Source organism: Corallococcus sicarius (assembly GCF_003611735.1).
GTDB classification, from domain to species: domain Bacteria; phylum Myxococcota; class Myxococcia; order Myxococcales; family Myxococcaceae; genus Corallococcus; species Corallococcus sicarius.
Window position 1 is genome coordinate 1 of the sequence record NZ_RAWG01000325.1, and the last position, 10,463, is coordinate 10,463.

The window sequence follows — 10,463 nt, forward strand, 5'->3', positions numbered from 1 at the left end:
GCGCGGGGGTGCCGGTGGGCGCGTTCGCGTTCATCACATACGCGGTGAGGCCCGCGGTGACACCCACCAGCAGCAGCGCGGCCACGGCGATCCGCGCCACCGGCCGGCGCCGCCCGGTCGGCTCCAGCACCTGCGACGCCGTGCCCACCGCCAGCGCGGGCTCCGCCACCCGGTGCACCGCGGTGGCGCCCAGCGCGGATTCGTCCGGAGCGTCGCCGCTCCGGGCCACGCCGCCGGAGCCCGGGCCGCGCACCGCCATGCCGCCCGAGCCCGAAGGATGGGAGACGAACGTGCCGGACGGGCCCTTCGCCAGGTCCTCCCGGTCGATGCGCCCGGTGTCCCGCCGGCCCGCGTCGCCCGGGGTCCGCAGCGCCGTGGCCTGATAGGCAGCGTCCTGACCGGGGTCGCCGCCGGGCGCGCCATACAGGCCGGTGCCGGAGTTCCCGCGCGCGGCCGGCGGCGGCGTGCGGCGCTCCCCGGTGACGCTGGAGGCCAGCTTGCGCTGCTCGGCGAAGGCCTCCGGGCAGAGGGTGCGCACGAACTCGCCCACCTCTTCGGCGCCCATCGCGGTCCCGGTGCGCAAGAGCTCCGCGTTGAGCGCGCGGGCGAAGTCGTCCGCCCGCGCGTAGCGCTCCGCCGGCACGGGCGCGAGCGCGCGGCGCACGACGGCCTCCAGCGAGGGCTCCACGTCCGGCCGGAGGTCGCCCAGGGGCGGCACCACCGGCTGCGACATGGCGGCCATCATCTCACCCACGGTGCCGTGGGGAACGAGCCCACGGCCCGCCAGCATCTCCCACACCACCACCGCGCAGGAGTAGATGTCGCTGCGGTGGTCCAGGGGCTCCGCGCGCACCTGCTCCGGGGACATGTAGCCCAGCTTCCCCATCACCGTGGCCGGCAGCGTGTACTTGCTGCGCGCGGTGGACTTCGCGAGGCCGAAGTCGATGACCTTCACCTCGCCCTCGTACGACACCATCACGTTGTGCGGGGACACGTCCCGGTGGACGATGCCCAACGGCTCCCCGTCCGTGCCCGTCTTGCGGTGCGCGTATCCCAGCCCCTCCGCCATGCGCTGGCCGATGTAGAGCGCCACCGGCGCCGGCACCGCCCGCCCCTGCACCCGCGCCTGCTCCAGCAGGTAGCCCAGGTCCACGCCCGCCACGTACTCCAGGGCCATGTAGTAGGTGCCGTCCGCTTCGCCCATGTCGTACACCTGGGCGATGGACGAGTGCACCAGGTGCACCAGCACCTTGGCCTCGTGATGGAAGCGGTCCAGGAACTGCCGGTCCTTCACCAGCGCCGGCAGGATGGTCTTCACGATGCAGGGCTTCTCGAAGCCCGCCGCCCCGGTCAGCTTCGCCAGGTACACCTCTCCCATGCCGCCCTGGCCCAGGAGGTGGACGAGCTCGTAGCGCCCGAAAAACCGAGGGGACTCTGAGGGTGCGGTGCTCATGGCTTCGGCGCGGGAGCGCAGCACGGACGCCCCCATGGAATCAAGCCGCGCGCCACGCTCCCCTGCCTTCTTTCCAGGCCTCGGACGCCGCTCGCGCCAAAACTAGAAAGTCCCGGACCCAACGGAAAAACCGGACCTGACTTCCTCCTGACAACAGCTGCGGTGTGCACCCGCGCACGTCCATGGCCGCGCGCCCCGCCGGACGTTGCCGCTTTGGCTCCGGATGCGTTCCCTGAGGGGGCCTCCCGTGGATCGTCGTTCTGGAAGGAGTCGGCCATGATGCGATGGGGATTCGTCGGTTTGCTGGCGCTGGTGGCGTGTGCGCCGGAGTCGTCCAGGCAGTCCCAGTCACAGGGACAGGCCTGCCCGGGCGTCATCGCCGGCGAGGTGGCGACGCGTCAGGGAATGGATGGGAACGAGCCCTCGAGGGAGCCGGACGACGGCCGCACGGCGACCATCATCCGCTTCCGCAAGACGGGCAGCACGCGGGCCTCGCGCGTCACCGCGGCCGGCGTCGACCTGGCACGCGACGTGGGGGCGAAGGTGAGCTTCGTCTACCGCAACATCCCCGCGGTGGCCGCGCGCGTGACGCCCGAGGAGCGCCGCGCGCTGGAGCAGAGCGACCTGGTGGAGAGCATCGAGGAGGACCAGTCGTGGTCGGCGCAGGGGCTGGCGCCCGGCCTGCTGCCCGCCCGGGTGGGGGCGGTCGCGCAGGGCGTGCTGCCCACCGGGGAGTACACCGAGGCGCTGCGCATGGTGCAGGCGCCGGAGGTGTGGGACGCGGACGGGGACGGCGTGCTGGATGTGGGCGCCCCCACGGGCGAGGGTGTGAAGGTGTGCATCATCGACAGCGGGCTGGACCTGGGGCACCCGGAGCTCCAGGGCGCCGTGGTGGCGAGCCGCGACTTCCTGGACGGGGACGACGACGTCAGCGACAGGGGCGAAGGCGGCAAGTGGGGCCTGGGCCACGGCACGCACGTGGCGGGCATCATCGCCGCGCGGCCCGGCCAGGGTGGCGTCACGGATCCGAAGTCGCACCCCGGCGGCATGGTGGGCGTGGCCCCCCGCGCCCCGCTGCTCATCGCGCGCGTGCTGGACCTGCAGGGCCAGACGCAGATGAGCATCGTGTTCTCCGCGATGGAGTGGTGCGAGTCCCAGGGCGCGCGCATCGTGTCGATGTCGCTGGGCGGAGGCACGCCCACGCGCAGCTCCCTGGAGGCGTTCAAGGCGGCGCTGGACCACGGCATGCTGGTGGTGGCGTCCGCGGGCAACCAGGGCGGTCCGGTGCTGTATCCGGCGTCGGACCCCTCCGTGGTCGCGGTGGGCGCGGTGGATCCGCACGAGCGGCGCGCGGGCTTCTCCTGCGTGGGAGCGGACCTGGACCTGATGGCGCCCGGCGTGGACGTGCTGTCCAGCTTCCCCCGGGGCATGGGCGCCTTCTCGCAGATGGCCGTGAGCGACACGGAGCCGGTGTCGCGCTCGCTGCTGTTCTCCCCCACGGGCAACACCGCGGGGAGGCTGGTGGACTGCGGCCTGGGGGACTCGCTGGACGCGTGCAAGGGCGCCACCTGTGACGGCTTCGTGGCCTACGTGCGCCCGGGCGCGCTGCCCATCGACCTGGCCATGTCCAACGTGATGATGCAGGGCGCGCGCTCGGTCATCTTCGGCGCCGACGACGGCCCCGCGGGCGGCGACGTGGACATCCTCGCCCTGCCCCGCCGGGGACACTGGGTGCCCGCGGTCAGCGTCAACCAGGCCACCGGCACCATGCTGCGCCAGCGGCTGGGCGGCCACGCCTGGGTGAACCTCTTCCCGGTGGACTACACCCACTCCTCCGGCACCTCCATGTCCGCGCCCTTCGTGAGCGGCGTGGCGGCGCTGCTCTGGAGCGCGCGGCCGGAATTGACGCCCCTGCAGATCCGCGCGGCGATGCAGGCCTCCGCGCGCGACCTGGGCACCCCGGGCAGGGACCCCGTGTTCGGTCACGGGCTCGTGCGCGCGAAGGACGCGCTGCAGCGGCTGCCGTGACTCCCTTTTCTCAAGAGCCGGGAGGGAAACAGGGCGGATGTCGAGGAGCGGAAATCCGCCGCATGGACGCAATCACGAACGCAATCCCCCGTGGAATGAACTCGCGGCGGGATTGTACGTGGCGCGCGCCGATGGCTGCCTGGAAGGCGGCCAGCCGGCGTGAAAACCCTTTCATTCTTGAATTGAGGAAATCCATGTTGCGAATTGCTGTTGCCGCCCTGGTCCTTGCCGCCACTGCCTGCGCCTCGACGTCGAGTGGTGCGGCGGCTGGAGGGCGTGGGGGCAACGCCACGGTCACGGGCAGCGTCACGTACCCGGAGAGCGGGCTGCAGGGCAACCCGTGCACCTCCGTGAGCGTGAAGGTGACCGAGGGGAACTCCGCGGCGCTGGGGTCGGGCGAGGTGAAGCAGAGCCGCGGCAACCGTTGCAGCTTCACGGTGGCCAGCCTTCCGGACGGCGCGGACCTGCAGGTGGCGTTGGTGGTGGATCCGGGCCTGAAGTGCGCAAACGGCGCGGCGCCCACCGCGACGCCGGGGCCCACGACGATGAACATCGCGAAGTACGCGTCGCCGGTCGTCAGCTACAAGCTCACCTGCGGGTGAGCCGGAAGCCCTGAAGTGCCGGGGGCGCGCCACGTCATGGGGCGTCCCCGGTCTTCCGGGTAACGGAGGACCTGGCGGGTGGGTTCGGCCAGGGACCATTGATTGCTGAACACAAGGGCGCCAAGCTCCAGCAGCCCATGTCCCCGTTCCGTTTGCGTACCGCCGTGCTCTCCCTGGCCCTGCTGGGGACGGGTTGCGAATCCGAAGCCCCCTTTCCGAGTGAGGACGAGCTCGACGAGCTGAACATCCTGCACACGCCCAGTGCGCGTCCGGAGGTGGATCCCACCAACAAGTGGGGGGACAACCCGGACGCGGCGGCGCTGGGGCACCGGCTGTTCGAGGATCCGGGGCTGTCGCGCTGCGGGACGGTGTCCTGCCGCAGCTGCCACGAGGGCGAAGGCTACACGGTGGAGACGCCCACGGCGGAGGGCTGCGGGGGCCAGCGCACGGAGCGCAATCCGCCCAGCCTGCTGAACGCGGGCTACAACCGCTGGTTCATGTGGGACGGGAGAGCGGACCGGCTCTGGTCGCAGGCCATCCTGCCGCTGACGAACCCGGTGGAGATGGACTCGGACGCGGTGGTGGTGCGCGCGCGGCTGGTCGCGGAGCCGACCTATACGGCGGCGTACACGCAGCTGTTCGGCACGGCGCCCGCGGACGAGCAGAACGGGGACCTGCTGCTGGCCAACGTGGGCAAGGTGCTGGCCGCGTACCAGCGCACGCTCAACCGGACGGACGCGCCCTTCGACGCGGACGTGCGGCGCTTCCTCCAGGCGGTGCAGGCGGGCACGGCGGAGCAGGACCCGGCGTACCTGGGGCTGAAGACGTTCGTGCGCAAGGGCCAGTGCGTGGTGTGCCACAAGGGGCGCGCGCTGACGGACGACAAGTTCCACAACGTGGGCCTGAAGGACGCGGGCCCCGGCAAGCGCGGCCAGGCGGACGCGGTGGAGGGGCTGCTGTCCTGGGTGTTCAACGCCGCGGGCGTCTTCAGCGACGCGCCCACGGGCACGGACGCGGCGCGGCTGTCCGCCCTGAACACGCAGGCGCAGAGCAAGCCGCAGGAGGTGGTGGGCGCCTTCCGCACGCCGACCCTGCGCAACGTGGAGTTGAGCGCGCCGTACATGCACACCGGCGCGGAGAAGTCGCTGGAGGACGTCGTCGACTTCTACAACGAGGGCGGCGACGCGGACGGCAGCTTCGTGGGCGTGCGCACGGAGACCATCGTCAAGCTGGACCTGAGCAGCGAGGAGAAGCAGGCGCTGGTGGCGCTGCTCAAGTCCATGACGGGCGTGGCGCGCTAAAGCCCCTTCGCGCGCTGAGCCCTCAGCGCACCAGGTGGAACTCCGTCTGGCGCTGGAAGGCCCAGTGCACGGCGCCCTGCGCGTCCAGCACCACGTCCTCCTCCTGGCCGGAGCGCACGGGCTGCTGGCCCCACTCCGGGACGGGGGTGGTGGCCTGCAGCTCGATGGCGAACCAGGACTGGGGCATCACGCGGTGCTCGCCGTTGCCGGGCACGCCCTCCTGGCGGTCCCACATGCCAATCATGGGGCCGGCGCCGTGGCCGTACAGGCCGACGGGGTGCGAGTACACGGTGCCGTTGATGCCCTCGGACTTCATGCGCGCGAGCGCGGCGCGGAGCACCTCGTTGCCGGTGCGGCCCGGCTTGATCTCCCCGGTGACGATGTCCTGGAGCCGGTTGGAGGCCTTGAGCGCGGCCTTGAGGCCGGCGGGCGCGTCCGTCTCCCCTTCGCGCAGCACGTAGCCCATGTGCTGGGTGTCGGTGTTGAGGCGGAGCGCGGTGATGCCGAAGTCACAGTGGAGCACGTCGCCGCGCTGGATGACGGGGTTGTCGCCGAGCTGCGCCTCGGTGGCGCCCTTGCGCTGCACGTCCACGTGGGGCTGGAACCAGGTGTCCAGGCCCTGGTCGGAGAGGCGCTGGCGCATCCACCACTCCACGTCCTTCGGGGTGGTGACGCCGGGGGTGATGACGGCGTTGGAGAAGGCGGTCTGGATGATGTTCCAGGCGTGCTTCGTGAGGCCTTCGTAGAAGCGGACCTCGTCGGCGCTGCGCCAGCCGAGCATGTCCAGGGGCAGGCCGCCGGCGGGCTTGAAGCGCTTCACCCAGGTGGGGCCCAGGGCCTGGGCCATGGCTTCGTATTCGCCGTGGGTGAGGCCGTCCGCGAAGGCGATGGCCTGGGACACGTCGATGGCGATGGACTGGGGCTTGCGCTCCTCCACCACCTGCTTGAGGAGGGGCCACTGTTCGGGGCCGAGGAGCTCCGCGGTGCGCTGGACGACGCCGCCGCCGTTCACCTGCTGCGGCGCGCGGCGGACATCATAGAGGCCGCCCTGCGAGCTGCCGCCCAGGGCCAGTCGCTCCACGCCCTTGTCACCGCCCCGGTCGAAGAAGACGTAGATGGTGCGGCGGCGCGCGGCGAAGGTGGTGGGGGACACGAGCGCCTTGTAGACGGGGTCCTCGTTGTACTCGCGCATGGGGATGATCCACATCTGCACGCCGTACTTGCGCATGAGCTGGGGCAGCGCGGTGTCCAGGCGCTCGCGCAGCCAGGCCTGCTGACGTTCGGCCTGTTCGCGCAGCGTGCCGAAGGGGCGCTCCGGCGCGGCGGGCGCGGGGGCCACGGAGGCGGGCGCGGCGATGACCGGGGGCTGCGCGTTCACGGGCGTGACGGGCGCGGTGGCGCAGGCGGAGGAACAGACGAGCGGGACGACGAGCAGGTGTTTCCAGGAGCGCATGGGCGCGCAGTCTGTCACGCGCTCTTTCGCGGTGCCGCACCGATGCACGGCGTCAAACCAGGCCTGGACGCTGGCTTGACGTGGAAGCCGTGGAGCCTGGAGGGACGGCGCGGGGGCTGACCTTGCGCAGCTCGTGGAAGTGCTCGCGGACGAACCGCGCGGCGTTCAGCAGGGCATCCACGGGCCCGACTCCCACCAGGCTCTCGGCCAGCGGGACCGCATGCCCGATGAGCACGGGGCAGTACCAGTCGCCGTTCGCGTCCTGGGGAATGGGGACGGGCCGCCCCAGCGTGACGCGTGAGACGTGCGCGCGTCCGTGGTCATCCTCGAAGGACCAGTAGTCGTCGGCCACGGGATCATCGATGGACGTGTGCCGTGGGGGGCCAGGGGGCATGGAGGACGCACTTCCGTGGAGGGGACTCAGAGCAGCGTGCGCGTACCTTCCATCCGTGTCCATCGCCCCCTGGCCCCAGTCGCTAGTGAACGGGCTCTCCGCCCGCCACGCACGGTCCGCAGTCGAGCGTTCCTCCGCAGCCGTCCGTCGTCACGCCGCAACCCGGCCCCTGCGATTCGCACGTCACTGGCAGGCAGGGCGCCGGGACGTACTCCTCGCTCGTGGCCAGCGTGCCCAGCTCGTTCACGCCGCCCACCACCAGCACCGTGCCCCGACGCAGCCACAGCGCGCCTGCTTCGCCTCGCGGCTCATGCAGCGTGGGAGCTTGCGTCCACATCCCGCGCACCGGATCAAACCGCTCCGCCGCCGCCAGCGTGCCTCGCGTGGAGTGCTCGCCGCCCATCACCAGCACCGCGCCCTCTGCCGTCACCAGCGCCGCGTGGTGCTCGCGCGGCAGCGCGGGCGGATCCACCCGCTCCCACGCGTTCCGCTCCGGCACGTACACCTCCGCCGTCTTCGCCGCGCGCTCCGTCGTGCCACCCACCACCAACACGCGCCCGTCCGGCAACAACGTCACGGTGTGCCCCAGACGGTGCGTGCCCGCCGCGCCGCCCATCGCGCCCGCCTTCTCCCAATGGCCCGTCACCGGGTCGTACACCTCCGCCTGCAACCCGCTCACGAACAACACCTGGCCCGACCGCAGCACCACCGCCGTCCCCGCGCCGCCTCGCACGAAGCCCGGGGCCTCCGCCGGCTGCCACGCGCCCGTCGCCGGGTCGAACAGCTCCGCCGTCCGCACCGGCCGCAGATCCACGTCCGTGCCGCCCGCCACCAACACGCGCCCGTCCGGCAACAGCACCGCCGTCGGATCGTTGCGCGCCTCGGCCAGGGACGCCGCCGCCGTCCACACGCCCGTGTCCGGCGCGTACAGCTCCACGCTCGCCAGCGCCCCCACCGTCACCCCGTTGGAGCCACCCACCACCAGCACCCGCCCGTCCGCGAGCCGCACCGCCGCGTGGTTGCGCCGCGCCGTGCGCAGCGCCCCCGTGGGCCGCCACCGTCCGGTGTCCGGGTCGAAGACCTCACAGCTGCCCAACGTGCGGTGCCCGTCGTGCCCGCCCGCCGCCAGCACCCGCCCGTCCTCCAACGACACGTAGGGCAGCAGCCGGCGCGGCGTGGACAACAGGCCCGGCGCGGGCGCCTCCACGCTCCCCGCATCCGCTCGCGGCACGGGGCCGCACGAGAACATCACTCCCAACCACAGCGCCGTGACGCGAGATGTCGAGAACCGTCGCATGACCCCACCGGGACGTCTGGCCGAAGGGTTCGTCTACCGCGCCGGTCTGACACCCAAGCCCGGCCAGGCCCAATGATTCCAGGCCCTTGTCCTGCCCTCCGGGTTGGAAGGCCCCCGGAGTCCCAGGGGCCTTCGCGACGCGCGGACGTCAGTGCCGCATGGGACCCACGGGGTCGTTCGCGGGCTCCGCGTCAATGCCCTCGCTGTGACGCGGCGGCAGGGCCCCGCCGTCGTCGTCCTCCTCCAGCGTGAGCAGGGAGTGGTCGGACGGCCTGAGCAGGACCTCGTCTCCGCGCACGGCCTCCACGTCGGAGTACTCGATGAGGTAGTCGCGCCGGGGAATGGGAATGAGCCCCCTCTCCAGCTCGAAGTGCGTGTCTCCCACGCCAGCCACCCGGCCCAGCGTGTGTCCGTCGGCGGTGCGCACCGCCATGCCCTCGCGCACGTCTCCCGCGTGAATCATCGTGTCGCTCCTCGCGCTCGAAGGGCCCGGGGCTGACCGCCGGGCCGCAACATCCCTTTCAAGGTGGGGTCGCTCCCGCGGCCGTGCGCGTCGTGGCGGGCAGCCCGGGGAGCCCCCGAGCAGGCTCCTCTCACGACAGGGGGCCGGCCCCGCGCGCACGGCGCGGCGGTGCCTACCGTTCCTGTTGGAGGACCCCCCGATGATACTGGAACTATCGAACGAGGAGTCGCGCGTCCTGAAGGACGCGCTGGACGCGACCCTGCGCACGCTGCTGGATGAGATCGCGCACGCGGATCAACGCGAGTTCAAGGAAGCCCTGCGCCACCGCTACGACCGGCTCCATGACCTCCAGCGCCGCCTGGAACCGCTCGTGGAGAGCGAACAGGTCTACGCCTGACGCGACGTCACAGCGCCCGCCCCGTCTTCCCATCGAACCGGCGCAGGTGACGCGCGTCGTGGCGCAGCCACACCGGGGATCCGCTCGCGGCGCGGAAGTCTCCGGGCGCCCGTGCCACCAGCCGCTCGCCGCCGGTCTCCACCGTCACCCAGACCTCCGCGCCCATGGGCTCCACCAGGTACACGCGGCCCTCGCGCGCATCGTCGGGCTTCGCGCCCTGGCCCACGTGCAGGTGCTCCGGCCGCAGGCCCAGCACCGCGTCCTCCGCGGGCAGCCCCAGCGTGTCCGGCTTCACCAGGTTGATGCGCGGCGAGCCGAAGAAGCCCGCCACGAACAGGTTCGCTGGCGCGTCGTACAGCTCGCGCGGCGGGGCCACCTGCTGCACCTCGCCCTGGCTCATCACCACCACGCGGTCCGACAGCGTCATCGCCTCCGCCTGGTCGTGCGTGACGTAGATGAACGTGGCCTGCAGCTGCTCGTGCAGCTTCTTGATCTCCCCGCGCATCTGCGTGCGCAGCGCCGCGTCCAGGTTGGACAGGGGCTCGTCGAAGAGGAACACCTTGGGCCTGCGCACCAGCGCGCGCCCCAGCGCCACCCGCTGCCGCTGGCCACCCGACAGCTCCTTCGGCCGGCGCGCCAGCAGCGCCTCCAGCCCCAGCATCCCGGACACCTCGCGCACCCGAGCGTCGATGTCCCCGGGCCCCATCCCCGCCACCTTCAGCGGGAACGCCAGGTTCCCCGCCACGTCCAGGTGCGGGTAGAGCGCGTAGCTCTGGAACACCATCGCGATGTCGCGCTCCCGCGGGGACAGGTCGTTCACCACCTGCCCGTCGATGCGCAGCGTGCCGCCCGACAGCTCCTCCAGCCCGGCGATGAGGTTCAACGTCGTGGACTTGCCGCACCCGGACGGCCCCACCAGCGACACGAACTCGCCGTCCGCGATGTCCAGCGTCACGCCCTTCACCGCCGCCACCCCGCCCCGGTACACCTTGCGCACGTCCTCCAGGGACACCGTCGCCACCCGCGCCACCTCCCAGCGGAATCGAAAAGGCGGCCAGCATCGCCGCCCCCACCG

10 protein-coding genes are annotated in these 10,463 nt (G+C 72.1%); 4 read left to right on the forward strand and 6 right to left on the reverse strand.

What is annotated here, in order from left to right:
* On the reverse strand, positions 1-1,453 hold a 1,453-nt coding region (locus D7X12_RS34170), incomplete at its 3' end, for a serine/threonine protein kinase (protein WP_147443884.1).
* Between the two features lie 276 nt (positions 1,454-1,729).
* Here D7X12_RS34170 and D7X12_RS34175 point away from each other — a divergent pair.
* The 3 genes from D7X12_RS34175 to D7X12_RS34185 all read left to right on the forward strand — a co-directional run bounded on the left by D7X12_RS34175 (position 1,730) and on the right by D7X12_RS34185 (position 5,384).
* Positions 1,730-3,481 (forward strand): S8 family serine peptidase, encoded by a 1,752-nt coding sequence (locus D7X12_RS34175; RefSeq protein ID WP_120629403.1) that lies wholly within the window; start codon positions 1,730-1,732, stop codon positions 3,479-3,481.
* Positions 3,482-3,675: 194 nt separating this feature from the next.
* Positions 3,676-4,083 (forward strand): hypothetical protein, encoded by a 408-nt coding sequence (locus D7X12_RS34180; RefSeq protein ID WP_120629404.1) that lies wholly within the window; start codon positions 3,676-3,678, stop codon positions 4,081-4,083.
* 137 nt (positions 4,084-4,220) lie between these two features.
* The gene (locus D7X12_RS34185; protein WP_120629411.1) at positions 4,221-5,384 is read left to right on the forward strand and encodes a cytochrome-c peroxidase; all 1,164 of its coding nucleotides are present in this window, start codon (positions 4,221-4,223) and stop codon (positions 5,382-5,384) included.
* A 22-nt stretch (positions 5,385-5,406) separates the two neighbouring features.
* On the opposite strand, the gene D7X12_RS34190 is transcribed toward D7X12_RS34185, so the two are convergent.
* The 4 genes from D7X12_RS34190 to D7X12_RS34205 all read right to left on the reverse strand — a co-directional run bounded on the left by D7X12_RS34190 (position 5,407) and on the right by D7X12_RS34205 (position 8,991).
* Positions 5,407-6,837 (reverse strand): M24 family metallopeptidase, encoded by a 1,431-nt coding sequence (locus D7X12_RS34190; RefSeq protein ID WP_120629405.1) that lies wholly within the window; start codon positions 6,835-6,837, stop codon positions 5,407-5,409.
* Positions 6,838-6,889: 52 nt separating this feature from the next.
* The gene (locus D7X12_RS34195) at positions 6,890-7,231 is read right to left on the reverse strand and encodes a hypothetical protein (protein WP_120629406.1); all 342 of its coding nucleotides are present in this window, start codon (positions 7,229-7,231) and stop codon (positions 6,890-6,892) included.
* A gap of 82 nt (positions 7,232-7,313) precedes the next feature.
* Complete coding sequence (locus D7X12_RS34200; RefSeq protein WP_120629407.1) at positions 7,314-8,528, reverse strand: kelch repeat-containing protein; 1,215 nt, start codon at positions 8,526-8,528, stop codon at positions 7,314-7,316.
* A 148-nt stretch (positions 8,529-8,676) separates the two neighbouring features.
* On the reverse strand, positions 8,677-8,991 hold the full coding sequence (locus D7X12_RS34205; protein WP_120629408.1) for a DUF2171 domain-containing protein: 315 nt from the start codon (positions 8,989-8,991) through the stop codon (positions 8,677-8,679).
* A 199-nt stretch (positions 8,992-9,190) separates the two neighbouring features.
* On the opposite strand from D7X12_RS34205, the gene D7X12_RS34210 reads away from it, so the two are divergent.
* Positions 9,191-9,388: a hypothetical protein gene (locus tag D7X12_RS34210; RefSeq protein WP_120629409.1), complete on the forward strand. Its 198-nt coding sequence runs from the start codon at positions 9,191-9,193 to the stop codon at positions 9,386-9,388.
* 7 nt (positions 9,389-9,395) lie between these two features.
* Here the strand turns inward: D7X12_RS34210 and D7X12_RS34215 are convergent, their stop codons facing one another.
* A complete protein-coding gene (locus tag D7X12_RS34215) occupies positions 9,396-10,409 on the reverse strand; it encodes an ABC transporter ATP-binding protein (protein ID WP_120629410.1) in 1,014 nt (337 codons plus the stop codon).
* Between the last annotated feature and the right edge of the window lie 54 nt (positions 10,410-10,463).

What these genes read in the sequence shown, in the direction of transcription:
- D7X12_RS34175 (WP_120629403.1), top strand. Translation starts at nt 1,730, where the DNA reads ATGATGCGATGGGGATTCGTCGGTTTGCTGGCGCTGGTGGCGTGTGCG.
- D7X12_RS34180 (WP_120629404.1), top strand. Translation starts at nt 3,676, where the DNA reads ATGTTGCGAATTGCTGTTGCCGCCCTGGTCCTTGCCGCCACTGCCTGC.
- D7X12_RS34185 (WP_120629411.1), top strand. Translation starts at nt 4,221, where the DNA reads ATGTCCCCGTTCCGTTTGCGTACCGCCGTGCTCTCCCTGGCCCTGCTG.
- D7X12_RS34190 (WP_120629405.1), bottom strand. Translation starts at nt 6,837, where the DNA reads ATGCGCTCCTGGAAACACCTGCTCGTCGTCCCGCTCGTCTGTTCCTCC.
- D7X12_RS34195 (WP_120629406.1), bottom strand. Translation starts at nt 7,231, where the DNA reads ATGCCCCCTGGCCCCCCACGGCACACGTCCATCGATGATCCCGTGGCC.
- D7X12_RS34200 (WP_120629407.1), bottom strand. Translation starts at nt 8,528, where the DNA reads ATGCGACGGTTCTCGACATCTCGCGTCACGGCGCTGTGGTTGGGAGTG.
- D7X12_RS34205 (WP_120629408.1), bottom strand. Translation starts at nt 8,991, where the DNA reads ATGATTCACGCGGGAGACGTGCGCGAGGGCATGGCGGTGCGCACCGCC.
- D7X12_RS34210 (WP_120629409.1), top strand. Translation starts at nt 9,191, where the DNA reads ATGATACTGGAACTATCGAACGAGGAGTCGCGCGTCCTGAAGGACGCG.